Annotated in this window: 24 protein-coding genes; 16 read left to right on the top strand and 8 right to left on the bottom strand. The window is 52.6% G+C overall.

The window, feature by feature from the left end; translation table 11 throughout:
- Window positions 1–1,696 precede the first annotated feature (1,696 nt).
- From CSA35_00955 to CSA35_00930, 6 genes are all read left to right on the top strand, one after another.
- Window positions 1,697–2,500 carry a hypothetical protein gene (locus CSA35_00955; protein PIE55454.1) on the top strand — a complete coding sequence of 268 codons (804 nt, stop codon included), beginning with the start codon at window positions 1,697–1,699 and terminating at the stop codon, window positions 2,498–2,500.
- 849 nt (window positions 2,501–3,349) lie between these two features.
- Window positions 3,350–4,630, top strand: a complete 1,281-nt coding sequence (locus tag CSA35_00950) for a hypothetical protein (GenBank protein PIE55453.1) — start codon at window positions 3,350–3,352, stop codon at window positions 4,628–4,630.
- Window positions 4,614–5,813, top strand: a complete 1,200-nt coding sequence (locus tag CSA35_00945) for an aspartate kinase (protein PIE55452.1) — start codon at window positions 4,614–4,616, stop codon at window positions 5,811–5,813. The genes CSA35_00950 and CSA35_00945 overlap by 17 nt, the downstream gene beginning before the upstream one ends.
- Window positions 5,804–6,808, top strand: coding sequence for an aspartate-semialdehyde dehydrogenase (locus CSA35_00940; GenBank protein ID PIE55451.1), 1,005 nt, complete (start codon window positions 5,804–5,806; stop codon window positions 6,806–6,808). The genes CSA35_00945 and CSA35_00940 overlap by 10 nt, the downstream gene beginning before the upstream one ends.
- A gap of 15 nt (window positions 6,809–6,823) precedes the next feature.
- Window positions 6,824–7,873: a homoserine dehydrogenase gene (locus CSA35_00935; GenBank protein ID PIE55450.1), complete on the top strand. Its 1,050-nt coding sequence runs from the start codon at window positions 6,824–6,826 to the stop codon at window positions 7,871–7,873.
- Complete coding sequence (locus CSA35_00930; GenBank protein PIE55449.1) at window positions 7,854–8,762, top strand: patatin; 909 nt, start codon at window positions 7,854–7,856, stop codon at window positions 8,760–8,762. The genes CSA35_00935 and CSA35_00930 overlap by 20 nt, the downstream gene beginning before the upstream one ends.
- Before the next feature lie 47 nt (window positions 8,763–8,809).
- On the opposite strand, the gene CSA35_00925 is transcribed toward CSA35_00930, so the two are convergent.
- Window positions 8,810–9,913 (bottom strand): hypothetical protein, encoded by a 1,104-nt coding sequence (locus tag CSA35_00925; protein PIE55448.1) that lies wholly within the window; start codon window positions 9,911–9,913, stop codon window positions 8,810–8,812.
- Between the two features lie 90 nt (window positions 9,914–10,003).
- Window positions 10,004–10,186: a hypothetical protein gene (locus CSA35_00920; GenBank protein ID PIE55447.1), complete on the bottom strand. Its 183-nt coding sequence runs from the start codon at window positions 10,184–10,186 to the stop codon at window positions 10,004–10,006.
- A gap of 148 nt (window positions 10,187–10,334) precedes the next feature.
- On the opposite strand from CSA35_00920, the gene CSA35_00915 reads away from it, so the two are divergent.
- Genes CSA35_00915 through CSA35_00900 form a run of 4 tightly spaced genes read left to right on the top strand, consistent with a single transcriptional unit; the run spans window position 10,335 to window position 16,227 of the window.
- Window positions 10,335–12,251, top strand: coding sequence for a hypothetical protein (locus CSA35_00915; protein PIE55446.1), 1,917 nt, complete (start codon window positions 10,335–10,337; stop codon window positions 12,249–12,251).
- Window positions 12,241–14,148, top strand: a complete 1,908-nt coding sequence (locus CSA35_00910; GenBank protein ID PIE55445.1) for a hypothetical protein — start codon at window positions 12,241–12,243, stop codon at window positions 14,146–14,148. Before CSA35_00915 ends, CSA35_00910 begins: the two co-directional genes overlap by 11 nt.
- Entirely contained in the window at window positions 13,973–15,082 is a 1,110-nt protein-coding gene (locus CSA35_00905; protein ID PIE55444.1) for a hypothetical protein, read from the top strand. The genes CSA35_00910 and CSA35_00905 overlap by 176 nt, the downstream gene beginning before the upstream one ends.
- Complete coding sequence (locus CSA35_00900) at window positions 15,052–16,227, top strand: hypothetical protein (GenBank protein PIE55443.1); 1,176 nt, start codon at window positions 15,052–15,054, stop codon at window positions 16,225–16,227. The genes CSA35_00905 and CSA35_00900 overlap by 31 nt, the downstream gene beginning before the upstream one ends.
- An 81-nt stretch (window positions 16,228–16,308) precedes the next feature.
- Here the strand turns inward: CSA35_00900 and CSA35_00895 are convergent, their stop codons facing one another.
- On the bottom strand, window positions 16,309–16,797 hold the full coding sequence (locus CSA35_00895) for a flavodoxin (protein PIE55442.1): 489 nt from the start codon (window positions 16,795–16,797) through the stop codon (window positions 16,309–16,311).
- Between the two features lie 254 nt (window positions 16,798–17,051).
- Here CSA35_00895 and CSA35_00890 point away from each other — a divergent pair, with 254 nt between their 5' ends.
- From CSA35_00890 to CSA35_00870, 5 genes are all read left to right on the top strand, one after another.
- The gene (locus CSA35_00890) at window positions 17,052–17,258 is read left to right on the top strand and encodes a hypothetical protein (protein PIE55441.1); all 207 of its coding nucleotides are present in this window, start codon (window positions 17,052–17,054) and stop codon (window positions 17,256–17,258) included.
- A 71-nt stretch (window positions 17,259–17,329) separates the two neighbouring features.
- Entirely contained in the window at window positions 17,330–17,554 is a 225-nt protein-coding gene (locus CSA35_00885) for an iron transporter FeoA (protein PIE55440.1), read from the top strand.
- Window positions 17,551–20,022 (top strand): ferrous iron transport protein B, encoded by a 2,472-nt coding sequence (feoB, locus tag CSA35_00880; GenBank protein ID PIE55439.1) that lies wholly within the window; start codon window positions 17,551–17,553, stop codon window positions 20,020–20,022. Before CSA35_00885 ends, feoB begins: the two co-directional genes overlap by 4 nt.
- A gap of 30 nt (window positions 20,023–20,052) precedes the next feature.
- Complete coding sequence (locus tag CSA35_00875; protein ID PIE55438.1) at window positions 20,053–20,370, top strand: hypothetical protein; 318 nt, start codon at window positions 20,053–20,055, stop codon at window positions 20,368–20,370.
- An 82-nt stretch (window positions 20,371–20,452) separates the two neighbouring features.
- Entirely contained in the window at window positions 20,453–21,253 is an 801-nt protein-coding gene (locus CSA35_00870) for a nickel transporter (GenBank protein PIE55437.1), read from the top strand.
- A gap of 119 nt (window positions 21,254–21,372) precedes the next feature.
- Here CSA35_00870 and CSA35_00865 read toward each other — a convergent pair whose 3' ends face one another.
- The 4 genes from CSA35_00865 to CSA35_00850 form a co-directional block, all read right to left on the bottom strand.
- Window positions 21,373–21,708 (bottom strand): hypothetical protein, encoded by a 336-nt coding sequence (locus CSA35_00865; GenBank protein PIE55436.1) that lies wholly within the window; start codon window positions 21,706–21,708, stop codon window positions 21,373–21,375.
- Between the two features lie 173 nt (window positions 21,709–21,881).
- Window positions 21,882–22,211 carry a hypothetical protein gene (locus tag CSA35_00860; GenBank protein PIE55435.1) on the bottom strand — a complete coding sequence of 110 codons (330 nt, stop codon included), beginning with the start codon at window positions 22,209–22,211 and terminating at the stop codon, window positions 21,882–21,884.
- Window positions 22,212–22,225: 14 nt separating this feature from the next.
- Window positions 22,226–23,350, bottom strand: coding sequence for a hypothetical protein (locus CSA35_00855; protein PIE55434.1), 1,125 nt, complete (start codon window positions 23,348–23,350; stop codon window positions 22,226–22,228).
- Window positions 23,347–23,652, bottom strand: a complete 306-nt coding sequence (locus CSA35_00850; protein ID PIE55433.1) for a transcriptional regulator — start codon at window positions 23,650–23,652, stop codon at window positions 23,347–23,349. The genes CSA35_00855 and CSA35_00850 overlap by 4 nt, the downstream gene beginning before the upstream one ends.
- A gap of 173 nt (window positions 23,653–23,825) precedes the next feature.
- Here CSA35_00850 and CSA35_00845 point away from each other — a divergent pair, with 173 nt between their 5' ends.
- Window positions 23,826–24,932 (top strand): hypothetical protein, encoded by a 1,107-nt coding sequence (locus CSA35_00845; GenBank protein PIE55455.1) that lies wholly within the window; start codon window positions 23,826–23,828, stop codon window positions 24,930–24,932.
- Between the two features lie 29 nt (window positions 24,933–24,961).
- Here CSA35_00845 and CSA35_00840 read toward each other — a convergent pair.
- On the bottom strand, window positions 24,962–25,387 hold a 426-nt coding region (locus tag CSA35_00840), incomplete at its 5' end, for an ECF transporter S component (GenBank protein ID PIE55432.1).

The following is a 25,387-nucleotide window of genomic DNA, read 5'->3' as shown; positions in this document are numbered from 1 at the left end:
TAAACGAACTAAGAAATATGCAAATCGTAGACTCAAAGGTAGAAACTCATTCGATTACAGCAATAATAATGGTTTGTTCGTTATTGGTAACGATGAACTAAAATTTGAAACTAAATGGTCAAAAGCAAGTGATCAGTCAATACATGTATACAATGATCCAGCATCAATCAAAGCTATTGCCTTGGCAAAGGGCGTGTCTGCAATAAATCAAATCTCATCTGCCAAAGATTATGACTTTTCATCTCGTTCTAGAACCCCTCAAGAGGGTGAAATTGTAATCCTTGAAAATTCTTATGGTAATTTTGCAGCTATAAAAATCATTAGTATAAAAGACTGTACTCGTAGCGACTCAATAGATGAATTAATCTTTGAATATGTTATCAATCCTGATGGTCAGGTTGATTTTACGTAAAAAAATATACAAGTCGTTTCACCGGACCCGTTACACTCGCTGGTGGGCTCTGCGTTAAAAATTTGCAATCATAGTACTGTTTTTATGGTAAAGCATGGGGCTTTTAACGAATTTCTCCACTGGACTCGTTTCACCCACTGGGGGACTTCACGTTGGGTATTGTGTAAGCCTATGCACATATCCAACGAAATTCAATGGGGCTAAGAAAGGAGATTCATTATGGTTGAATATCGAAAAAGGAAGGGAAGCGACACATGGCACTGGTGTAAAAATTGTTCCAATTGGCCGACATCGGATTATGATGTCATATATACCAAGCCTATCACAGGTGAACTCGACAATGAGTGCAGAGCGAAGGAGAAAGAAGGAAAGTGTATAAAATAGAATGGTGATATCGCTTTAGTTCTAATTAACTTGTCAGATATTAGGATTTTATTTTTCAAGCATGGAAGGTAAGAAATAATGTCTTGTACCGAAGAGGTACGACTTAAAAGCCCGTTGGGTCAATATTCTGCTGGCAATCTCTCAGGCAAATTACTCATTGCGAGTGTGGAGTATCTTACAGAAGAGGGTTCAGGTAAATAAATACTAAAGGCATGAATTATTGGTTGTTTTTAGTAATTGTTTCACAGGATAATCAAAAAAAATGTTTGTTTGAATTTCTAGACAATTAAATTGCATGGAGAGCGACCTTTGGAATAAGCTTAGCAAGCGAGAATCGCTCAAGTTTCTAGCTTCTCCAAATTCATTCCTTTAGGGTTACAAGCTATCCAAGTCATGAAAATAGATTAAAATTAAAATATTATAACAAGATGTGAAAGTGGTCTACTTGCGCCAATATAGAATCACAAAATCTCTTTTAAAGAAATAATACCGAGCTATAGTAAACTATAGCTGAAATAAAAAATAAAGTAGAATGCTCAACTCCCTTTATTTGTTTATTTGCTCATGTATTCTATCGTCATCGATAACGGCGATGGAAAATATTGCTACAGAATAAACGAAAGTGAAAACTAATGGCTAACAAGTCACTTCAAGAGGCAGTGTGAGGTTCACGATTTTTCGAAATTTATTAACATCGACAGCTAGTCCTTTTAATCCAAGTGCTGGGGTAAAATCACGCCGCTCCTGACCTCAGCGTTGGGCGATTCGACAAAAATCTTTTTTCAAGGAGGAGAAAGTATGAAGAAAAAATTTTGTAGCACGTGGATGCTTGCTTAGAATGTCGTTCGGGTTCAGAGGTGGCATCAAAAAATTTGTAAAATGTAATGAAAGGAGATTGTCATGAAAAAAATCAATGTGATAATTTTAAGCATGGCAGTTGTACTGGTTACATTCGTTGCCTCATCGGCTTTCGCTCATGATTTGTGGGTTTGGGGAGAAAATGGTAAAAACTTCAATGCTGATATAATCTATGGGCATGATTTTCCAAATCCAGAAAAAATTAAACCAGAAAGGGTTAAAATTTTTGCTCCTATCAAAGTCATAAGCGAAAATGGCGAAATAGTTTTAAAACAAACAGGAGAACATAAATATCATTACGAAGGTAAAAAACTTAAAAAAGGAGCTTATGTTCTAAGTGCATTTTATAAACCAACTGCTTGGATACAAACAAGTGATGGTCAGTGGGAAATGGGTAAGACCAGAAAAGATACTGAAAAGGAAGTAAAATATTGTGAAATAGCAACTATGCAAAGCAAGGCTTTAATTTCTGTTGATGGCGGAGATAGTAAAATTATAAAAAAAGCATTTGGTAAACATCTTGAGATAACCCCACTTTTTGATAGCATAAATGATTTAAGGGTTGGGAATTTACTTGAATTTAAAATTACTTTGGATGGAAAACCAGCTAAACTTGCTGAAATTTTCGGGAGTTTTGGAGGATATGCAAAAGTTGGCGAAGGCTATGATCATTCAAAAGTAAATATGGCATTTGCAGCTTATGCAAAGAGTGACTTGCAGGGCAGGTTTTACTTTCAGCCCCTTAAAAAAGGATTATGGTTTCTAAAAAGTGAGGTAACAGAAAAGGGTAATGGCGATTGCGAAAATTTATTTAATGGTACTACTCTTGTGTTTGAAGTGAAATAAATAAGAAAAAAGATTGAAATATAACTAAATAAATCAGGGGGGCATCATGCTGTTTTTGAAAACAGCATGATGCCCCCCTCTTTTCTTGAGAATGCAATGGAACGACTGGGCATGTCTATGAAAATAAAAATAATTTTCAATATTGTGGTATAAAAAGATTTGTATTCGATCTCTTCACATAACGATTTCGTCCAACAAGTCGTTTCACTCGCCGGTGAACTCTGCGTCAACCTCCAAAGGAAACTTCAGTGTACGGAATACCAAGTATGTTTTTGACTCATGCATCAGACGTATTGGGAGATACACGTGATGGGCTGTCTGGTAGCAATATTGTCAAAGCATTCACTAGCTATGCATTTGATCTCGATGTAAATATCCCTCATGCTTCCTATCCATTTGATGCTCCCAATAAGAGAACTGTCCTGCGAGAAAACTTGAAGTGTTTCGGGCCTGAAGATCAACATGGAATTATCAAAATTTTGTTTTCCCAGGAATCCGATCCTGTATCGCCGTGATTTAAGGAACGAGGAGTCTTTGCCTCCTCGGTGTAACAAATGTATTGAACACCTACACTGAGCAACGACAATTGCTTGACAGAGAGTGCAAGGTAATGTATCCTTTCCTATTATTCGTTTCGATAGAGTCTTTTACTTTCAGGAGGTGATGTCGTCGTGACCACGTATCTGTGGGGTTTCAAGGTTGTAACTACGTGCACTACCATGTTCGGCGACCCTTCTGGAAGAGTCGGCGCGTAGCTGTACGTACGCATCAGGCGTTCATCCAGGCCGGGTCACCTTTACAGGGGGATCCGGCTTTTTTGTATGCTTATCGTCAGGAGAGTGAGCACATATGAGAGAGAGTCTTTCTTTTGATCCGGTGGCGGTGCAGGCTGTTTCGGAGTATCTACTTGATGAGTCGAACCCGGTTGTTTCGCGGTTGTTGGAGGTCATGGCCCCCTACGGGACGCCTGAAGAAATCAACGCGAGAGCCAGGGAAGCTGGGGCCCTGGATTCCCTTTTAGGACGTCTTGATGCCGAGAGCTCTCCTTATCTTAAGGATGTCCTGTGGCTCAGGGAGCAGCGTGATAAGGGGGATTTCGTTTCGATGGACGAGTTCTGCCGGTCGGTGTCTCGAGATGAAACCGATTCGAGCGTAGACGAACGTCGAGCAGTTACCCTCGAGATCAGTGCTCTCCAGTTCTTTCCCTGGTTGATAGCCGAGGCCGAGCAGGCTCTTGAGAAGCGAGAGGTGATGCCTGGCCGATTCATCCGAGTTCGTAATATGGCAGAACAGGTCAAGGACAACGGCGACCTCCCCGCAGTGGCAGCCTCTATGAAGATCATGGGTGCTAGCCTGGTGGAATCTCTGGATACTCGGGGAACCGATGGCTCCAATATCCATTTGGGTGGCCCTGAAACACTTACGGGGTATTTCGGAGGAATCGGTCAGCCTAACGACTACGGCTATCGGTGGATCGATGAATTTCTGCAGTACTACACTCAGTATGGGGTTCAAGAGGTTCTGAACGTGAATTCCGGGACGGTCCTTCTGGGGTATCTCCTCTATCGGTTGGGGGTGGATATTCGGTTCAAGATTTCGGTCTTTATGGGGAACGACAACCCGGCTGCCGCTCTGTGGACACTTATGATGGCCCGGTTTCTTGCCCGGAAAGATGGTTCAACCCCTCTAGTGGGCTTCAACCTCTCCAATTCCTGTGACGTGTCTGCCGTGTTGGCTATAGCCCGTATCCGTAAAGCTTTGGGTTTGGAGTCGGCGGTCCGTATTGAGCACCATATCACCGAGCCGTGGAGGCACATTGTCCGCCAGCCATACTGTCGTCGGGATGACCTGCTTGAACTGGCAGCCTCGGTGTCCAACTTATCGGCTAAGCATGAGGGAGGTGATCCCGAGGTAGAAGGAGCTCTGTCGGATCCTGCGTCGATCACCGATTATTTTCTGTCCAAGCAGGAGATCCTGTCTCGTGGGTGGATGCACAAGCTTCAGAGGGATTACCTGTTGAAACACGATGCAGTCAATCGTACCGCCCGTGCCTTGGTTGCTCGAGGTTTTTCGTTCGTCGCAGCACCGGCCCTTCACGATCAGGATAGATCTCATGGATCCCAGGCATGAGCGTGTTGTCCTGAAGTTTGGTGGTTCGTCCGTGAGTTCGCCGGAGAGGATCGCCGCTGTGGCTCGCCGTATCAGCCGATTTTGGGAGCGGGGGAGTCAGGTCATAGTGGTGGTCTCAGCCATGGGAGACACTACCGATAGGCTATTGAAGTTGGCTCTTCGTACTGCTCCTGGTGGGCAATGTCTCCGAGAGCTGGATCAGCTTCTGGCCACGGGCGAGCAGCAATCCATCGCCTTGGTTGCTATGGCTCTTCAGGAACTCGGTGTGGAGAGCCTGTCCTTCAGTGGAGCTCAGGCAGGGATCTCGGCCTCAGGACGTCACTGCGAAGGGCGAATCCGATCCATCGATCCTGACCGGCTGCTTCGATCCATAAATGAAGGCATGGTGCCTGTGGTTGCGGGGTTTCAGGCCCAGGATGAAGTTGGTGATGTTATCACCCTGGGACGAGGGGGATCGGACCTTTCGGCGATTGCTGTAGCGGCTGCAGTGAAGGCGGATGTCTGCTATATTTTCACCGATGTGGACGGTATCTACACCGCCGACCCACGGGTTGTTGAAAAGGCTCGAAAGTTGGACTATATCTCATGGGACGAGTGCCTGGAGATGACTGTAGCAGGGGCTCAGGTGCTTCAAGCGCGTAGCGTGGAGATGGCGATCAGAAGTGGTGTGAACGTCTGTGTTGCGTCCAGTGACGAAGAGAAAGAAGGGACCTGGATTATGAAAGACTGTGTGGAGGAACGGGCGGCTGTCCGAGCGGTCAGCCAGGATGACGATGCTGCACGGGTCGCCTTTGACGACACGATCGATCCCTGTCGGGTGGCTCGGGCTCTATCAGAGCGGGGGATCGTGGCCCAGATCGTCGTTCAGGGGGGGCGGGCGGTGTTTTTGATCCGGCGGAGTTTACTGGACGAGACTCTGGCCGTGTGTCGGGAGCTGAACGCCTCGGGACTGAGCTGGGATGACGGACTTTCTCGGGTATCGGTGGTAGGGGTTGGCCTCGTCAATCACCCGGAAATATCGAGTCAGATCCTGTCGGTGTTGGAGGAGATCGGAGTGGCCGTTGAGATGTTTCTGTCGTCGGCTCTGTCGATGACCTGCGTCATCAGGGCGACTCATAGCGTGAAGGCCGTTCGGGCGCTTCACGGTAAGTTCCTGGAGGGAGGGATCGTCCTATGCGCGTAGCTGTGCTTGGAGCAACTGGCCTGGTGGGGCGTGAGATGCTGGCGACCTTGGAGTCTCGAAAGTATCCCGTGGACGAACTTCGTCCCTTGGCTTCGGCACGATCTGCCGGGAGCTCGGTGCATTTCTGCGGTCGAGAATGGCGCGTGGCTGAGGTCTCCCCTGAGGGCTTCGATGGGGTGGACGTGGCTCTGTTTTCTGCCGGAGGAGGCACGTCCAAGACCTGGGCACCTGTGGCCGCTGAGCGGGGAGCCGTGGTTATCGACAACAGTTCGGCCTGGCGGATGGATCCAGATGTGCCTTTGGTGGTGCCCGAGATAAACGGAGCTTCTGCTGTCCATCGGTCTAAGGGGATCATCGCCAATCCCAACTGTTCGACGATCCACGCTGTTATGGTCCTCTATCCTCTGCATCGCTCGGCGAGGTTAAGGCGTTTCGTGGTTACGACTCTTCAGTCCGTGTCGGGGTCGGGATGGAAGGCCGTGGAAGAGCTTGAAGAGGAGAGCCGCCTCGTGCTGGATGGGCAGGCGGATACTGCCGACCGGCGGGCCTCGGTCTACCCTCACAGGATTGCCTTCAACGCTGTCCCTCAGGTGGGGACTTTCGACGAGGATGGGGTTACCGACGAAGAGTGGAAAATGGTGAACGAGTCCCGAAAAATTATGGGCGTACCGGATCTAAGCGTAGACTGTACCTGCACCAGAGTACCTGTCATGCGGGGCCATTCCCTGTCGATCACCGCCCAGTTCGATCAGGCTATCTCTCCCGACCAGGCTCGGGAGATTTTGGGATCAGCACCCGGAGTTATCCTGCGGGACGATCCTCATTCGTCGGTCTATCCTTTGGCCATAAGTGCAGCGAGGACGGACCCCGTGTATGTGGGACGTATAAGGGCCTCCCAATTCTTGGAGAATGGATTGTCTCTGTGGGTGGCGTCCGACAATATCCGCAAGGGTGCGGCTCTGAATGCCGTTCAGATAGCCGAACTTCTCGTGTAGGAAGGAGGGTGTGTCGTGGAGTGGGGTATTGCCTTGGTCGGTTTTGGAAACGTGGCGCAAGGATTGGCTCGGATACTGATTCGAAAGGGGGAAGATTTGGTTCAACGGTACAGTTTCACCCCGGTGGTGAAAGCCATCGTCACCAGATCTCGAGGGTCTCTCTGGAACCCCGACGGTTTGAACCTGGAACAGGTATTGACCTCACTTGACGAACGGGGTGACCTGTCAGGGGTTGATGCTGCTTCGGCGAATCTGGAGGAGTTTCTTGCAGGGGATCTCGTCTCGGTCATGGTGGAGACGACTCCAACGGATCTCGTAACAGGTGAGCCCGGCCTTTCCTTGATCCGGCGGGCCATCAGGTCTGGGAAGCACGTGGTCAGCTCCAGCAAGGGACCAGTTTCGGTGGCCCTGCCCGAGCTCATGGATCTGGCCTCCAGTTACGGTGTGGCCTACCGTTTCGAAGGGGCCTTGCTCAGTGGCACTCCGTCCATCAACCTGGCCATGGAATCCATGGCGGGGTGCGATGTGGTACGGGTCCAGGGGATTGTCAACGGAACCACCAACTATATCTTAAGCCGGATGGAGGAGGGCTTAGACTACGAGAGTGCCTTGGCGGAGGCCAAAAGCTTGGGCTATGCCGAGGCCGATCCGTCAGGAGACGTGGATGGGTGGGATGCGGCGGTCAAGGCTCAGATCATCGCTACGGTTATTATGGGCACTCCCATGCCCCTCTCCCAGGTGAAGCGTCAGGGTATCGCCCAGGTCTCTCGGGCAGAGGTCGAGAGGGCAAAAGCCCGAGGACGACGGATCAAGCTGCTGGCTCAGGTGGAGCGCCGGAATGGCTCCGTGGCTGCGTCGGTTGCTCCCGTTGAGCTTCCCTTGGACCATCCTCTGGCCGGCGTCATGGGAGCCACCAACGCCATCACCTACAGTACGGACACCCTTCGGGACGTGACTATTGTCGGTCCCGGTGCTGGCCGTGAGGAGACAGGACAGGCTCTTCTGACCGATCTCCTGGCCATCGTTCGGGAGCGAGGAGCATCCCTTGGACGCAGGACTGCGTGAGGCCCTGGATCAAGGCCGGTCCATTGGACTGGCCCTGGGCGGAGGAGCAGCTCGGGGGTGCGCCCATATCGGGATCCTTCGGGCCTTTCAGGAGAAGAATATCCCGGTGGCGGCCATCGCGGGAACCAGTATCGGCGCGATTGTCGGTGCTGTCCATGCCTCGGGAGGGCTTGATCACCTGGAGACTTTGCTGTTAGAGCTGGATCCCTTCAATCTTTTATCCTATTTTGACGTTGTTTTTCCCTACTCGGGGCTGGTGGACGGTCAGAAGGTCACCAAGCTTCTTCGGGATATACTTGGTGACCGGAGCTTTCAGGATCTTCCTTTGCCGTTTGCAGTGGTGGCGACAGATCTTCGAGATGGATCGGAGGTGATCCTGGCCGAGGGGGTTGTCATCGATGCTGTTCGTGCCAGTATCGCCGTGCCAGGGGTCTTCACACCTCTGATGATGGGCGAGGCTCCGCTGGTGGATGGGGGGCTGGTCAACCCCGTGCCAGTGAACGTCGCTCGAGGACTGGGGAGCGACTTTGTGGTGGGGGTGGACCTGAACCACTACGTGGTGGAGAGCAAACAGGAAGGGCGACGGGGAGGAAAACGGCCTGCAATTGCGGGGAAAGATCCGTCGTCTCTGGGAAGTCGGATCCTGGAAGAAATCCGGGGTCTTGTGGGGGAGAAGGGAAACGGGGCTCCCAAACCGCCGAATATCGTGGACGTTATCGTCACGTCAGTAAACATCATGGAGAGCTCTATCACCGAGAGTCGTCTGAAAACCGACGTTCCCGATCTGCTCATTACCCCCAGACTGGGGCACGTTCGATTCATGGAGTTCTTTCGGGCCGAGGAGGCCATCGAGGAGGGATATCAGGCTGCTCGGTCCTTTTTGGACTGAACCCTTTCTTTGTGAGGTTCCAGAGAGAGTCGTGTCTCGGCAATAAGCTAGGATTTCACCATGCTGGTCCAGCAGCGGGTGAAGTCATCCAGGTCCGACTCCGGGGGAATTCGGAGTCGGACCGAGTTATCTCCAATCCCCAGAAAACCTGATCCGGGGGCCGTCTTGATCCCGTGATCCATAAGTCGATCGTAGAGGTTCACGGTTTTGTCCAAAGCCGTTACCATCATAATAGCCACTGATGGGTGGGTATGGGCGATAGAATACCCCGATGTCTCAGCGATGATTCTGCTCACACGGCTTTTGATGGACGCTACCTCACGGCGCATGGGAGGAAGAAATCGAGGGGCGTCCTTTAGGGCCATGGGGATGGCAGCGAAAGCCAAAGCGTCTACCGTGAAAGGAGGACTGACCCGGAGATAGAGCTCTCGGGCCAGGGGTGAACGAAAAACGGCGTAGCCTCCTCGGATTCCCGCCATGCCCCACCCTTTGGAGAAGGTTCGAAGACATACCAAGTTGGATCGGTTCAGATGAAGGCACGATTGATCCTCCGGTACGAAGTCGCCGTAGGCCTCGTCCACGATAACCAGAGCGCCCATCTCCTCGGCAGCCTGAATGACTTGGTCCAGCTCATTCAGGGGCATAAGCTGTCCCGTTGGGTTGTGCGGCCTGTCCAGGTATACGAGAGAGACATCACGATCCAGGCCTGCTAGGATGTCCTTAATCTCGATAGCATAGGATGGAGCGTGGAGGAAGATCGGGCGGAATTCGCAGCCGGAAAGCTGAAAGTGGACTGGCGCGTCGGTGAACTGAGGAGCTAGCCCCAAGACGAGCCCGCCGGGAGCTCCCAGAGCCTTCGCCAGGATCACCAGAATCGTGTCCGTACCGTTGGCAAACGCCAGCTCATGAGGGTGAACCAGGTTGCCCCAATATTGGCAGAATGGTTCAGACAGCCTGTCTGCCGGAGCTGTATAGCGCCACAGATCATCGCCGAAAAACGGGCCGAAGCGGTCCTGGACGATCGGCGGAGGCCCCACAGGACTCGAGCCCAGAGCACAGTCCACGATCCAGGGCCGACTTTCCTCTGCGTTCACGTAGAGTTCTGTCTCCGTGTCTCTCAGCCCCTGGGGGATCACGCTTCTCCAGTCCATGGTGTTATCTTCTCCTCTCTGAGCGAGAACGTGTCGTTTATAACGAGAGAGGGCACCTGTTTTGCCCTCTCTTTGTTACAAGTGAATTTTTCAATCTGTTTTTTGCTGGTTCTCCTCCTGCTTAACTGTTTTGATGTAGTCGGCCGAGGCACAGGACGCTCCGCAGTCGTCGCAACCACATCCACAGCCTCCGTTTTTGACTACGGAGCTGAATCGCCTCACCAAAAGCCAGGCAGCCAGTGCGACGATGGCGATCACTGCTGCAATCTGCATACCTCATCCCTCCGTTTTCGTTTTTATCGTTTGAATTGTCTTGACCGTAGGATAACATGGCTTGGAAATCCGAACAAGGTTTCCGTCGGATCGTGTTCAATTCCGTTCATCAATGTACGTTGACTGGCCACATATCTTGGGATAGTGTATGCCAATACGAACGAAAGAGGGGGGTCCCATGGCGCATGACTTTATGAAGGAGATGGTGGGACATCATCATCATTCATCAAGCGGACCGGTCTATCTCGGTTTGGGAGGAGCTCTCCTCCTGACGGCTTTTCTGTCTCGGTTTGCCTTTGGCGACGATGTTCGAAGCGCTTTGGCTGCTTTGGCGGCGGCTCTTTTTTTGGGGGCACCGTTGGTATTCAACGCCGTCAAGGATCTGTTCGCTGATCACAGCGATATGAACGAGCTGGCCGCATTGGGAGTTATCGCTACCTTCGTTTCAGGGCAGTTTGTGACATCGGCAACGATTGCCTTTGTCATGGCCATGGTTGCCCTTTTGGAACATCGGTCAGCACAGGGGGCTCAGGACAGCCTGGCCGATTTGCTGGACCTCCATTCCCCTGAGGCCTGGGTCCCCCAGGGGGACGATTGGGTTCAGATTCCTGTGTCCAATCTCAAGGCGGGAGATCGGGTGCAGGTTCGCCCCGGAGAACGGATTCCAGTGGATGGTATCGTCTTGGAGGGTGAGTCCTCTGTGAATCAGGCGACCATTACAGGGGAATCTCTTCCGGTGGATAAGGAACCTGGAGAGTCGCTGTTTGCGGGTACCGTGAATCTCACGGGGGTCTTGATTTGTCGTGTGGTCTCTGTAGGAGAGCAGACCACCATAGGAATGGTGCGCCAGCTTATTGCCAAAGCAGAGGCGACCAAGACTCCCATCATGCAGACTATTGATCGGCATATTCGATGGTATATCCTGGTGGTTTTGTTTCTAGCCGGGGCCGTGTTGTTTGGTACCCGGGATCTGGATCGGATGGTGGCTATGGTTGTTGTGGCATGTCCCTGCTCGATTCTTCTGGCTGGTCCCACCGCCGTCGTCGCTGTTTTAGGGGTGGCCGCCCGTCTGGGAATTCTGATCAAGGACGTGGCTTGCCTTGAGGTGGCTGATCGTCTGACCGCCATGGTCTTCGATAAAACGGGGACTTTGACGGAAGGACGTCTTCATGTTACAGAAGTAGAGCCCGAATTCTCCTGGTCCAGGGAGGAGCTTATGGCTGTCGCTGCGGCTGTAGAGCGGGGATCGTCCCATCCGGTAGCTAAATCGGTGTGTCGGTATGTTTCTGAGCTTGGAGTGCCGGTACCCTCGGCATCAGATGTTCAGGAACGGCATGGGAAGGGCGTTGAGGGGACGGTGAATGGTCGATCAGTCATGTTGGGGCAGCGCGATTGGCTTCAGGAGGCCGGGATTTCAATTCCCTCGTTGGATCTTACTTTATTTCAGGGACAAAGTTTGCTATATGTTGGGGTGGATGGCCGATATGCTGGACTCATGGCTCTGGAGGATCGGCCTAAAGCTGATGTCGTTGTGGCGCTGGATCGGATTCGGCGTCAGGGTATCGATGATCTGAGTTTGCTGTCGGGTGATCGGGATTCTGTGGTAACCAGGATTGCCTCGGCCGTAGGAATAGGAGAGTATTGTTCGGAGATGCTCCCTCAAGATAAAATGGCTTTCGTCAACGCGAAGAAGGAACAGGGAGCTGTTGTGGCGGTAGTTGGCGATGGGGTCAACGACGGGCCTGCCCTGTCGGCAGGTGATCTCTCATTCGCTATGGGGGCGGCTGGGAGCGATCTGGCTATCTCATCCTCGTCAATCGCCCTGATGAATGACGATGTGACATCGGTCCCAGCGGTAATTGAGCTTGGTCGGGAGACCTTGGCGGTGATTCGTCAGAACCTCTGGATATCTTTCGGCTCTATCGCTTCGGCTATGATCCTTGGAGCTATGGGGTGGGTTCACCCTGTTATGGCGGCTCTGCTTCACGGTGGTGCATCTATGGCCGTCGTCCTCAATTCAGCTCGATTGGTTCGTTTTAAGGAGGGCTCCTCTCATGACCGGTGATCGTCTGGCGAGGACGGCCCGCCACGGGGCTGTCTTTCAAACCATGTTGATGGGCCTGGGTGGTTTTGTCGCTCTGTTTGGTGGGGAACAAATCGGCTGGCTTCCTGTGGTTTTTTTGGCGGCGGCAAGTATCCCGTGGCTGGCCGTTACCTATGCTCTATCCCGTATCGATAGCGGAGAGGTTTTCTCCGTGGATTGGCGGTTTTCCACCGCTGGGTTGGTCGCTGCAGTTTTAGGGTTGTTTTCTCTGTCCGCTCTGTTCGGCCATTTTGGCGGGGTGCCAGTATCGCCCCTTCCCTCTGGTGCTCTTCTCTTTTGTTCCAGCCTCATCCCCGTGGGAGCGTGGTTGGCCAAGGGGTATTTCGAGTCAATTTTGGGGGACGATCAGGAAGGTCCTCTGTCTCCTTGTCTGGGATATCTTCGGGGTTCGTTTCTGGTCGGCTGTCTTCTGGTCCTTGAGGTCCTTCTGGTCATGCTCCATCGGCCTGATCTCGTCGTGTGGACTGAACGGGTGGCCCTATGGCTGAATATCTCCGTGGCTGCTGAGGTGATTTTGGTCTCCGCACTGGAGTGGTTTCGTCCTCTTGAGTCTGGGGAAATTCGGTGGTTTCACCGTTCTCGTCTTCTGGATCTTCTGAGTCGTCGTGCGTCGTTGGGGCACACCCTTCGGGAGGCCTTTGCGTACCAGTTTGGTGTGGACCTCTCTGGAAGCAGCTTTGTCCATCATCTGTCACATATGATGTTGCCTCTGGGTGTTGCGGTCATCCTATTATTATCTGCTCTCTCGTCGGTAGTTGTGGTTCCTCAGGGAAGCGCTGGGGTAATTCTTCGATGGGGGCGGCCTTTGATGGTCGTACAGCCGGGGTTTCGATTCAAGGCACCTTGGCCCATGGATTCGACGATTTTAGTGGACGTGACTCGGCTTCGTCGAGTTCACGTGGGATCCCACCGTCCTACTTCGGAGGATGGAGCCGTCTACAAAGAGGGAATCCCCATCCTCTGGACCAACGAACACGGTCTTCGGTCTGAGTTCTACCTGCCGGTGGCTCCTCCAGCCGATGTTGCTCAGGTTGTGGCTGGAGAGAGATTACCCTCCGTCTCCTTTGTAGGAGCCGACGTGATCGTCGAGTATCGGATCGACGATCCTCTGGCGTCTCTTCAATGGGCAGCAGACGTCGTTACCCTGTTTCGCCAGCTGGCAGAGCGGGTCACGGCTCGTGCCTTTGCTGCATTTGACGTGGATACTCTCGTGGGCCCTGGGCGGGAAGAGGTATCCCGGGTTATCCGTACAACGTTGCAGAACGATCCGCTCTGCTCTCGCCTCGGTATCGCCGTAGAGTACGTGGGCATCGTCGGTGTCCATCCTCCTCAACCCGTGGCCGAGTATTTTGAGGAAACGGTATCGGCTCTTCAGGAGCGAGAGACCGCCATTCAGTGGGCGCGGCAGGCGGCAGTGCTTCGTATGACTGAGACTGTGGGAGACGGAGCCAAGGCCGCCGATCTGATTCGGGCGATCCAGTCCATCGACGATGGGGTGATTTCGGGTAACCTGGTCGAGATAAAACAGCGTATTGACGGGGAGATTCTGGAAAGCGGCGGATCGGTGGCGGCAGTTCTGAGCGAAGCCGTGGGTTATCGGGCGCTTCGGGAGGCTACCGAGGGAGCTCGGGCTGGCAGGTTCCTGTCACGACACGATCTGTTCTCTGCTGTGCCGCTGTACTATGGTCAGAGTCTCTATCTGGACGTGTTGGACGAGACCCTCCCCAAGGCCAGAAAATATGTCCTTCCGAAAGAGCGGGAGGATCTGGTCTTCCGACTGTCTGGTCTGGCGCCTTCGGTGTATTTGCCGACCCTGGATGATGAGACAGCAGGCGAGTCCCAGTTACAGGAGGAGTGATGTTGTGGTGAAGTTCAGAGGGATACGCCCCGTCGTTGGGAGCGTCGTTGTGGTTGTTCTCGTGTTGACCATGGTCACCTTCACCGTACCGTTCAACGAGACGGCTTTGGTCACAACCTTCGGCAAGGCCGATCATGATGATCTGAAAAACGCGGGGGGAGATGACGCTGGTCTATTTTGGCGCTTTCCCTGGCCTATCCAGAAGATCTATCGTTTCGACAGGCGTCTTCGTGTTCTCCCCGATCGTCTTGAGCAGCAGGAAACCGCTGACCGGCAGGTGGTGGTCATCCAGGCGTACCTGACGTGGAGGATCGTGGATGGTCTGGAATTTTTCAGAAGCCTTCGGACCCCCGAGGAAGCCGAACGTCTCCTTCGGGATCGTCTGAGGACTGCCTGTTCCACTCTGGGTGAGTTTCGGCTTGATCAGTTGATCTCCGAGAACGAGGCTGATCTGAACCAGGCAGAGGCCGCCATACTGCATCGGATGAGAGCGGCCCTTGCGGAGGCTCATTGGGGAGTTGAGATAGAGTCCATGGGAATCAGTCGGATCCTCTTTCCCGAGAAGATCACGGAGGCAGTTTTCCAGAGAATGCGTCAAACTCGTCAGCGTATGGCTCAGAAAGCTCGATCCGAGGGTGACGCCATCGCCAGAGGAATCATGGCTAAGGCTGAGAGCGACAGTCAGCGAATTATGGCCTTTGCCCGTCGAAGAGCCGAGGAAATTCGGTCCGAAGGGGATGCTGCCGCTGCGGAATACGCCAGAGTTTTCGCCCAACATCAGGATTTTGCCCTGTATCTTCGACAGTTGGAGACCCTTCGAAAAACCCTTCGTCACAACAGCACGTTTATTCTGGACTCGGGCATGGCCCCCTATACGTTACTGGATGAAATCCTCTTGCCCGCATCCCGAGATCGGGAGGGGCCCAGGCCGTGAAGTGTCAAGGCGGAAAGGGCGATGTCGGTCGAGCTCTGGCTCTGGATCGGCTGTTGCGATCTGGTTTCAGGGTTGCTGTGATTGCGGGAGTTCTGTTCTGTCTCTGGGTGGCTGTGAGCGGTGTGTACTGGGTGGACGAGGGAGCCGTTGCGATTCACCTTCGTTTTGGCGAAGTGCTGGGGGAAGGAGTGCAGGCTGTGGTGCCTCCGGGAGGGCCTTATCTGGGTTTTCCTGATCCCATCGACCAGGTTATTACCGTGCCGACGGCCATCCAGCGTCTGGCTCTGGATGACGAGTTCTGGTGTGGTCGGGCCAACCGAGAGGGGCTTCGTCCCGGAGAGGACGGCTCCCTTATCACCGGTGATCACAACATCGTTCACGGGCGATGGCAGGTTGCCTTTAGGGTCTCTCCTGAAGGAAGCGCTCCTCTCAGGTTCGTTCAGACCCTGGGATCTGTGGATCGGGCGCGGACATTTCTGCGGTGTGTCGTTCAGGAAGCCCTGGTGACTTGCATCGGACAGATGTCGGTGGATGACTTCACTAAAGGAGCCATCGATGAACAGGCGGTCGTGTTGGAGGCCCAAAGGCGTCTTGACGATGCACGGTGTGGCCTGGAGATCGTGGATATTTCCCGGTCGGCTCCGCCTCAGGTTCCCTTCCAGGTGTTGGACGACTTTTTAGCGGTCAACGAAGCGGAGAGTGCCAAGCTTAAAGCAGTGGAAAATGCCTGGAGAGAGAGGGAAAACTCCCTGAACGCGACGGCCGGCGTGGTCTTTGGCGATCTGGTGGAGGCTCTTGACGCCCGGGATCAGGCCCAGGCACAGGGCGATGATCAGGCTGCGTCGGCAGCTCATCGAGTTGCTGTCGAACGCTTGGAGAGCGAACGCCTCGGTGGAGAGGCTTCGGTAATTCTCCAGGATGCTCGGTCGTATCGAACGTCACTGGTCGAGGGTTTCCGAAGTCGAGCGGAGCGGTATGACCGGCTCCTCCCCGTATGGCGTACTGACAGGGCAATTCTCCACGATCGCCTTCTCTGGGAAACTTGGCAGGATGTCCTGACGGGTACTGTCAACGCCTATTATCTGCCTCACTCTGGCAGCAAGACCATCTACCTGCATCTTCAGGACAGTCTGAACGGCCTGTGAGCAAAAGATGACATATAAACCGAGTCGTTCCGCGTATTACGGGACGACTCGGTTTTTTAGGTTTTATTTTGCCAGTCGGTTTTACATCTCAGCGCGAAGTTTTTCGATCCAGGCAGATACCCGGTCCTCGGTGAGATCCTCCTGGTTTGTGTTGTCAATAGGCAGGCCCACAAACTGGCCGTCGCGAATGGCCAGTCCGCCGCCGGAATAGCCGTCGGTCGGGCATTTGCCGATGACGGTGACGCCCTTATCGGCTACGGCGTCGTACAGAAGGCCCATGGCGTCGACAAACGTGTCGCTGAAGCCCTCCTGATCGCCGGTGCCGAAGAAAGCAACTTTCTTGCCCGAGAGGTCGGCTTTCTCCAGCTCGGAGATAAAGCTTCCCCAGTCGTCCTGGAGTTCGCCAAGTCCCCAGGTAGACGAACCCAGAATCAATACATCGTGGTTCAGGGCGCTTTCGTCAGCCGAGCTTACATCCACGAGGGTGGCACCCAACTCCTGAGAAATCTTCTCTGCCACCTCTTGGGTGGCTCCGGTGGTGCTTCCGTACAGAACTCCAATACTGGCCATTTATATGCGCCTCCTTATAGAGTTGTTTGTGACTTCTAACAGAGAATATCATGCCCTGAGCCTAATAGCAAGAAGGGGGTATGGCTTTGTCGCCTCTTGACCGAAAGAAGTTAGGCTGCTAAAATTTTCGTTAGGTGGAGCTAACCTAATGCCTTGCCTGGGATGTCTCCTTCAGGGAGAGAGCCTGCTGCTCTTGCCTGTTTAAACACCGCCGATGAGGGGGCGAAGTGGTTATGAGCAATGTACATACCGTAATGTCACGGTGTCCGTCGGGTACGAAGGGGCAGGTGGTCTTCGTCGAGGGAGGCCATGGTGCACGAGAGCGTCTGGCGGATATGGGGCTTTTCCCGGGGGCTATCGTTGAGGTCCTGCGTAACGAAGGAGGTCCTGTCCTGCTCAAGGTCGGACATGGACGACTAGCGCTGGGACGGCAGATGGCTGATCTTATTTTTCTCTCATAGCCGATAGAGGGAGTACCTGAAGTTGGGAGGCTCGTGGATACTGGCGCAACAGTAGGAAAGGGGAGGTTTTCGTGACGTTGGACGAGGTACGGCCCGGAAGCACTGTTCGGCTAGTTCGAAACGGTGCCAAGGGGAGCGTCGGTCAGAGATTGTTGGATATGGGCTTTTACAAAGGGATTTCCATTACGGTGGTTCGTAACGCCCCCCTTGTGGATCCGGTGGAGTTTTTGCTTGGACGGCAGCACGTGACAGTTCGTCATTCAGAGGCTGCTCTTATTGAGGTTGTTCCAGAATGAAACGTGATCTGAAGGTCGTTGCTCTGGCGGGACAGCCAAACTGTGGAAAGTCGACCTTGTTCAATGTTCTGACTGGGGCTCGGCAGCATGTGGCTAACTATCCCGGCGTGACCGTGGATATCAAAAAAGGGCGGTATCGTCATAACGGAGAAACTGTTGAATTGGTGGACCTCCCAGGAACGTATAGCCTGACGTCCTTTTCTTCGGAGGAGATGGTTACTCGGGACTTTATCCTCTCTGGAGATCCTCGTGTGGTGGTCAACGTCCTTGATGCCTCTAACCTTCGCCGGAGTTTGTACCTCACCTTTCAATTGCTGGAGATGGGCGCTCCCATGGTGGTCGCCCTGAACATGGTAGATGTCGCTGTGTCCAAAGAACTGATTCTTGACCCCCAAGCTTTGTCCAGGGAGTTGGGTGTCCCAGTGGTGGAGACTGTTGGTAATCGCGGAACTGGCAGCAAAGACTTGAAGGAATGTCTGTCGGTTTTTAACCCACCTGATGGGAAAAATCCCTTTGCCGTGGATTACGGGCCTCTGGAGCCTATTCTGAAAGAACTCGCTCAGGATCTGGATGTCATTCAGGAGCTGGCTTACCCAAACCGCTGGCTGGCCATAAAAATCATGGAAAAGGACGAGGCGGTTCTGAAGATCGTCCAGAACTTAGGCAGCCCTGGTGAGGCTATCCTTCAGAAGGCTGAGCTGTTAAGCCAGCGCTTTGTTCAGGACCACGAGGAGGAGCCCCGGGCTCATATCGGTTTGTCTCGTCATCTTCGGGCCGTTGATCTGGAGTCCCGATGCCTGGAGGAGCCCCAAAAGAACAAGGTCCTCTGGAGCGATCGAATTGATGCTGTGGTGGTTCATAAGATATTCGGCCCCATCCTGCTCCTTTTCGTTATCTATGGGCTCTACGAGCTCTCTATCGTGCAGGGGTATAAGGCCACGGAATACATGACCCCCTGGCTTCAGCGTTTTGCCGCCTGGGTCGCTGGAATACTGCCTCCTGCGGAGATTATGGGCGGACCTCTCCTCCGGTCTCTGGTCATCAGCCTCGTAGCAGCGATCAACTCAGTACTCATTTATATTCCTATCTTTTTGATTCTCTTCGGCTGTGTCGCCATTATGGAGGATGTGGGGTACATGCCGAGAATTGCTTTTATTCTGGATCGAATCCTCCGTCGCTTCGGACTTCACGGTCAATCCACTCTGCCGTTGATCTTAGGTGGTGTTCTTGTGGGAGGCTGTGCTGTCCCCGGTGTTGTGGCGACCAGGGTCATTGCTGACGAAAAAGCTCGTCTGGCGACCATCTTGGTAGTGCCTCTCATGAATTGTTTGGCCAAGATCCCCCTGTATACCCTGCTTATCAGTGTCTACTTTGTCAAGCCGTCGTATCAGAGTGCTGGGATGATGGTCTTTATCTCAACTGTTACTTTGCTTATGGCTTTAGCTGTCTCTAAAGTGCTTACAATAACAGTGCTCAAGGGGAAGGAATCGGCTCCTTTTGTCATGGAACTGCCGGCTTATCACATCCCTACAGTTCGAAGCGTCGTCACCAGGGCGGTAGAGCGGACGTGGATGTTTGTCAGAAAAGTGGGGACGGTCGTCATGGCTGTAGCCGTTGGAGTATACTTTTTGGTGAATTATCCTGGGCTTCCTCAGAAAACGATGGATGAGTACCGTTTCCGAAGCGATAAAATCGTTCAGACCTTCCGAACGAAAGTTGCTAAAACGAAATATGCCTCTCTGTTTCAGGATGATCAGGGAGTTGTGAAACTCATCGATTTTATGAGTCAGTATAAGGATGCTCGTATGGCAGGACTCGGCGGCGAAAAGCTGGAAAAGCGTTTTGAGGCTCGGGATCCTCTCTTGTTCCCATTGGTCTCCAAGGCAAACCGTAAGGACAAGGAGGCCAAGGTGGTTCAGAAGGCGTATAAGAGGCTCCGTCGGGATAGGGCGTTGCTTCTGAAGGAACTCTCGGATGAGACGACCAGCAATAGCGCTCTGGGCAGGGTCGGTCGTTTTCTGGCACCGGTCACTAAGTATGCCGGATTCGATTGGAAGGTCAACGTGGCGTTGCTCAGTGCTCTGGCGGCCAAGGAGAGCACCGTTGCAACCTTGGGGATGATTTACAAAAGTGCTGATGACGACTCTCAGAAGAAGAATCTGACTGAGGAGATGAGGGAAAATCAGGGCTATACGCCCTTACATGCCCTAGCTCTCATGGTGTTTATGGCTCTATATCCGCCGTGTATAGCGACCTTGGTTATGGTAAAGGTTCAGGCTAATTGGAGTTGGGCTATCTTTTCGTTGATCTACCCCATTGTGCTCGGTTTTTTTGCAGCCTCTGTCATCTTTACAGGAGGCCAAGCCTTGGGCTTGAGTGGTTTCACCGCTTCGTGGGTTTTCTATGGTCTGATAATATTGTGTGTTATAGCTCTTGGACTGTATGAACCAAAAAGGAAAGAGCTCTAGAATATTCTTTCTCGGAAAGGAGGTGGAAACATGAAGAAGAGAGTAATCGTTGCGCTGGCCATGGCTCTGTGTCTGTCTTGCGCCGCTGTGGTCATGGCTCATACCCCCATCTGTTCGTGTTACCTGAACGGAGACGGAACGGCTACCTGTGAAGGTGGCTTCTCCGACGGTTCGTCAGCTGCCGGCGTTAAGATGACCGTCCGGACTTCTGACGGAACCGTGATTCAAGAGGGGGCCATGGATGATCTGGGCGAGTTCTCCTTTAAAGTCCCTGAGGGGGCCTACGAGGTCGAGTTCAACGCTGGCCCAGGCCATCAGGTCATCGTCAAAGGAGAGGATATCCAGTAGCCTCGTGTTAGCTGAGCCGGGGCTTATGCCCCGGCATTTATGAATCCCACTGGGATTATTTTGTGAGGAGTGTTGAGATAAAATGAATAAACGTGGAGTTCTTCTGCTTGCCTGTGCTTTGATCTGTGTCTTGGCCTTGCCCGCTTTCGCTCATTTTCAGATGATCTATACCCCCGAGAGCGCTCTGACCAAGGGGAAGACTCTGGATGTGAAAATCGTTTTCACCCATCCTTTTGAGGCTGGTCACACCATGGATATGTCCAATGTGGAGAAGTTTGTCATGCTTCACAAGGGCAAGATCACCGATCTCAAAGGTTCCCTTCAGCCTCTTATGTGGACCAGCCTTACCAACACAGGTAAGGGCTATGAGGCTAAGGTTCCTTTGAAGGGAATGGGTGACTTTGTTTTGGGTTTGGTTCCTGGACCGTACTTTGAGGAGTCCGAGGGCGTTTGGATGCAGCAATGCACGAAGGTCGTCGTCAACGTGGCAGGGCTGCCCACTGACTGGAACGAAGAGCTGGGGCTTCCCGCTGAAATCGTGCCTCTGGACAAGCCTTATGGTCTGTGGACCGGCAACGTCTTCCGGGGTATCGTTAAGGCTGACGGTAAGCCCGTTCCCTTCGCAGAGATCGAGGTTGAGTACCTGAACCACATGCCCGACATGAAGGCTAACTGTTTTGCTAAGAAGGCCGAGGTCGAGGCTCCTCAGGATTGCTTCGTCACCCAGACCATCATGGCTGACGCCAGTGGCACCTTTGCCTACGCGGTGCCTCGGGCTGGCTGGTGGGGCTTTGCCGCTCTGGGTGTCATCACCGAGGAGTACAAGGGTGCTGAACTGGGCAAGGATGCCGTTATCTGGGTTCAGGCCCGGGATATGAAATAAACGTCGAATCTGACGGGATACTCGTAAAAAGTAAAGCGCTCCACGAAAAATCGTGGAGCGCTCTTTTTTGTATTATATTCGTCGAGAGAGAGTGTGTGATGGCATAAAGAACGCTGCTATTAGCCGATCAGGGCCTCTCGCTCTGATCGTTTCTTCAAATATCGGGCACATTGTTTCATTCGGTCATAACCCAACATGATGCCCAGGATAAAGTCCTGCTCGTCGTTAAGCTTGGAGAGGTCGGTGGTTCCGAATTTTTGAACCACGGCGATGCAGTCAGGATGACCAAAAAAGACGTTGATTCTGTCATGTCCGATGTGATGGACCACGTACGCTATGGAATAATGCCGGAGCTTGTGCTCGATAGCGGGAAGATCGGAAAGAGGAGCCGTATGAAGAATAAGGTTCCGCAAGCCCTTCCAGTACTCGTACACGTGGTGACAAAAAATCTCCATCAGAGAGACGCCTCCTGATGTCTAAATAGGCGGAGCCCGGAAAAAAACCGGGCTCCTGCATTGAGAGGGGGAATTTGACAGTGTGTCAGGAAAGAACGGAAGGGGAGTTCGTTCTGGCTAACTTCCTGACTGGGTATAGAATACATCTTTTTGTTGTTGCTGTCAAACACTTTTTACGATTTTTTTCCGGTGAGTTTTCTTCGTTCGCTTTCCCTCTCCAGATGACGTTCAGCAAAGAATTTTTCTCGCTGTCGACGAATCTCCATGTTCTCATCGAACAGCTCCTTTTGCTGATCTTTTCGGGTAGCCGTCTTTTCGACGAGGTCTTTCTTTTGGTAGTAGGCCTTTCGTTCTTTCTGTCCTTTTTTGACGATCTCGTGGTGTATATCGAGCATGTCGGTCGAAGTCTTGACAACGTTTTTCTTGACCTCCCGGAGTTTCTCCAGAAGTTCCTCTGTTGTTGTCTGAGGTGGCTGATGAGGGGTCCCTCGGTCGATCTGCATGAGATATTTCCTCCTTAAAAAGTATTTTTCTTACTTAAAATGTCGGCCTTTTCATTTCTTGGATCAAGCTCCTTATCTTCTCTATACCTTTTAGCGATTGCCATGGCCCAAAAGATAAGTAAGGCCGTAGCGGTCGCCCATTGTACCCAGGGAGGCAGGGCTTCGGTGTTTTTGCCAATGGTACTTTGGGCTGACAGACCGAGCGTAATGTAGAGAGCATCCAGAGCTAACCCTGAGAGTATGGAAACAGCAAAGATAGAGCTCAGATAGATGAGCATTCGTCTGGATCCCAGGACCTTGTAAAGCATGGGAAGAGCTGAGACATTGGTAGCGGGGCCTGCGAGGAGGAAGACAAGGGCTGCCCCTGGAGAGACTCCCTTCATGATGAGCGCAGCAGCCAGAGGTGTCGATGCCGTAGCGCATATGTAGATAGGAATTCCAACGAGTGACATGAGAACCATGGAGCCCAGACCTCCGCCCAGGGCAGTCTCCAGAAAGTGTTCAGGTACGGTGGCGGCGATGAGCCCCGAAAAGATCACTCCGACAAAGAACGTCTTGGCGAGGTCTCCCCATACGTCAAAAACAGCAAAGTCCAAACCATTTCTCAGCCGTTGCAAAAGGGCATGCCTGTTCGATGTGTGTTCGTTATCGTTGTGGTGTTCGTGGTGATGGTGGTGATCATGGCCGCATTCGAACGGATGGATCAACGCTTCTTCCGTTGTTTCAGCTCCTCCAAAGAACACCGCAAGGATACCAGCTACGGTGGCAGACATGAAGGCAACAATGGGACGAGCGACGGTCATGATGGGGTCGAGCAGGGCATAGCTCATAGCGATGGAATCGACACCCGATTCTGGAGTAGAGATGAGGAAGGCGGTGACGGCGTTGGCTGATGCCCCCTGTTTTTTAAGGGCAACTGCCGCTGGTATGACTCCGCAGGAACACAGAGGCAGGGGAATTCCGACCAAAGAGGCCCTGGCCACTGGTGCGAAACCCCTGCCGCCCATGAATCGCTGGACCCATTCGGGTTCGATGAAGGCTTTAATCAGCCCGCTGATGGCTACCCCGAAAAGCATGTAGGGTGCCGTATCCAGGAACATATCCAGAGATTCTCGAAATACGGTTGTGACGAATATCATGCTTCGTCCCTCCTCTGATGCTCTTGATGTTCCAGACCGATGGTCAGGATCAGAAACACGTGATGGTCATCCAGAGAATAATGGAGTTTCTGCCCCTCTCTTCTACGTTTAACCACACCGAGCTGGCGGAGGGTACGCAGGTGATGGGATGCTGATGAGTCGCTGATCTCCATGGACGCGGCCAGATCAGAGACACACATTTCGCCATCCATGAGTGCCAAAGTCATGCCAAGCCTCGTTGGATCGCTCAGGGCTTTGAACATGGAGGCGAGATCCTCCAGAAATGCTCTGTTGTTGGTCATCAATACTCCTCCTATTCTGTAGGTTCATATATGATCATATTTTCAAATATGCTTTCCGTCAAGTAGAGGTTTGCTCATTGGGTGGTAAACTGATATATCCACAGACATGGTTTGTAAAAGGAGATGGAGACGTGGTTGATAAGCGACGATGGACTCGATGGATCGTGGGAGTGATGTTGGTGATCATGGTCTCTGGGGGAATTGGCTATCTCTCAGGAGAGGTCGTCATCCGGCGGTGGAACCATGACGACGGATGGATCGTCGAACTTCAGTCCTGTCGGGGGGGGCCCATGACCGATCAGGAAATCTCAAAGAAGGGAGATTCTCAATGGTGTACTCGACATTTTGATGTGGCTGTCACGTATCTGACGGGAGAGCAAAGGGGCTCTCAGAAATCGATACTTGTTGAGCAGCTGGAGGGAAGTTCTCTGGCCCTGTATCCCAACCGAAGGTATGTCCTTTTGGTGGACCGGTTTCCTGATGGGACCGTCCAATACTCAGTGAGTGATCGGTTTCGACTCCCTTGGGTGGTGGCTTTTTTGTGCGGGACTGCTGGTTTGGTGTGTCTGTTCGCTGGATGGACTGGGGTTCGCGCTGTCGTGGGGCTGGGACTTTCATTGCTCGTTCTTCTGAAAGGGTTCGTTCCGGCTGTGTTGGCTGGATTTTCTCCTGTTCCTGTGGCTCTTTTGGCCGTCGCCCTGGTCTCGGTTGTGACTGTTTGCCTGGTGGTTCGCCGCCGACGGTATAGGGTCGTGGCTTTTTTCGGAGCCCTTGGAGGGACGGGCGCTGCATGTCTTTTAGGATGGGGTGCTGTTGAGCTGTGGCAGATCACCGGCTTGGGAAGTGAGGGAGGTGCTCTGTTTGCCAGCACCTTTCCGGGGTACGACATGAGGGGCATCTTTCTTGCCTCTGTGATCGTAGGAGCCATTGGTGCTGTACTGGATGTGGCTATATCGGTGACCTCGGCTATGGCAGAGCTGGTCGATCACGCCCCATCCATTGAGCCATCCCGCCTGTGGGCTTCCGGTCTTGCCGTGGGGCGAGAAATCCTGGGGAGTATGATCAACACGCTTATCCTGGCGTATTTTGGCAGTTCGTTGATCATGGTGTTGCTCATAGTCACCTCGGGGTTGAGCATCCAGTTTATCTTAAACGACCCCATGGTCTCTCAGGAACTCATTCAAAGCCTGGCTGGGACACTGGGGCTTCTGCTGACAGTTCCTTTAACGGCATCCGTTGGTGTCTGGCTTGTCCAAAAAAAATCCGGGGTTCGACGTTGAAATCGATTCCCGGATTTTGTACGGAGCTTTTAGCGTTTTGCTGAGGCCGCTGAGGGCACAAGTGTTCTGTGTAGTCTGAGAGTCAAAACGGAGCAGAGGGGAGCCGTCAACGCAAGGCTTATCACGGCTCCTGGAAGAGTCGTCGCAAATGGCAGACCGAAAAAATGGCGTATAAGACAGGGAACCAAAATAAGAGACGTAATTGTCTGCCCGCCTACGATAGCTCCCAAAACAGGCCAGAAACGAACGCCTTTGCCAAACAGTCGCCACAGCAGGGGTGGCAGAAAACCCGTTAGAGCAGCTGTAACCGTAAAATGAGGAATATACGGCCCCATGGGTGATATGATAAATCCGATAACATCTCCCAGAGCTCCGACGGCGGCTCCAGCCAGAGGCCCCATCATCAGTCCTGCCAGAATCGTGGGGAACGCCCCGAATCCGATTCGGATACCTTC

Source organism: Dethiosulfovibrio peptidovorans (assembly GCA_002748665.1).
Lineage (GTDB): Bacteria > Synergistota > Synergistia > Synergistales > Dethiosulfovibrionaceae > Dethiosulfovibrio > Dethiosulfovibrio peptidovorans_A.
This window is presented reverse-complemented; position numbering and strand designations above follow the sequence as displayed.

Bases quoted from the DNA above. Each gene is read 5' to 3' on its own strand.
- feoB (PIE55439.1), top strand. From the start codon at position 17,551: ATGAAACGTGATCTGAAGGTCGTTGCTCTGGCGGGACAGCCAAACTGT.
- CSA35_00920 (PIE55447.1), bottom strand. From the start codon at position 10,186: ATGCAGATTGCAGCAGTGATCGCCATCGTCGCACTGGCTGCCTGGCTT.
- CSA35_00860 (PIE55435.1), bottom strand. From the start codon at position 22,211: ATGCAGATCGACCGAGGGACCCCTCATCAGCCACCTCAGACAACAACA.
- CSA35_00870 (PIE55437.1), top strand. From the start codon at position 20,453: ATGAATAAACGTGGAGTTCTTCTGCTTGCCTGTGCTTTGATCTGTGTC.
- CSA35_00855 (PIE55434.1), bottom strand. From the start codon at position 23,350: ATGATATTCGTCACAACCGTATTTCGAGAATCTCTGGATATGTTCCTG.
- CSA35_00850 (PIE55433.1), bottom strand. From the start codon at position 23,652: ATGACCAACAACAGAGCATTTCTGGAGGATCTCGCCTCCATGTTCAAA.
- CSA35_00940 (PIE55451.1), top strand. From the start codon at position 5,804: ATGCGCGTAGCTGTGCTTGGAGCAACTGGCCTGGTGGGGCGTGAGATG.
- CSA35_00895 (PIE55442.1), bottom strand. From the start codon at position 16,797: ATGGCCAGTATTGGAGTTCTGTACGGAAGCACCACCGGAGCCACCCAA.
- CSA35_00915 (PIE55446.1), top strand. From the start codon at position 10,335: ATGCCAATACGAACGAAAGAGGGGGGTCCCATGGCGCATGACTTTATG.
- CSA35_00910 (PIE55445.1), top strand. From the start codon at position 12,241: ATGACCGGTGATCGTCTGGCGAGGACGGCCCGCCACGGGGCTGTCTTT.
- CSA35_00950 (PIE55453.1), top strand. From the start codon at position 3,350: ATGAGAGAGAGTCTTTCTTTTGATCCGGTGGCGGTGCAGGCTGTTTCG.
- CSA35_00955 (PIE55454.1), top strand. From the start codon at position 1,697: ATGAAAAAAATCAATGTGATAATTTTAAGCATGGCAGTTGTACTGGTT.
- CSA35_00865 (PIE55436.1), bottom strand. From the start codon at position 21,708: ATGGAGATTTTTTGTCACCACGTGTACGAGTACTGGAAGGGCTTGCGG.
- CSA35_00875 (PIE55438.1), top strand. From the start codon at position 20,053: ATGAAGAAGAGAGTAATCGTTGCGCTGGCCATGGCTCTGTGTCTGTCT.
- CSA35_00905 (PIE55444.1), top strand. From the start codon at position 13,973: ATGGTCAGAGTCTCTATCTGGACGTGTTGGACGAGACCCTCCCCAAGG.
- CSA35_00845 (PIE55455.1), top strand. From the start codon at position 23,826: ATGTTGGTGATCATGGTCTCTGGGGGAATTGGCTATCTCTCAGGAGAG.
- CSA35_00945 (PIE55452.1), top strand. From the start codon at position 4,614: ATGGATCCCAGGCATGAGCGTGTTGTCCTGAAGTTTGGTGGTTCGTCC.
- CSA35_00890 (PIE55441.1), top strand. From the start codon at position 17,052: ATGTCACGGTGTCCGTCGGGTACGAAGGGGCAGGTGGTCTTCGTCGAG.
- CSA35_00925 (PIE55448.1), bottom strand. From the start codon at position 9,913: ATGGACTGGAGAAGCGTGATCCCCCAGGGGCTGAGAGACACGGAGACA.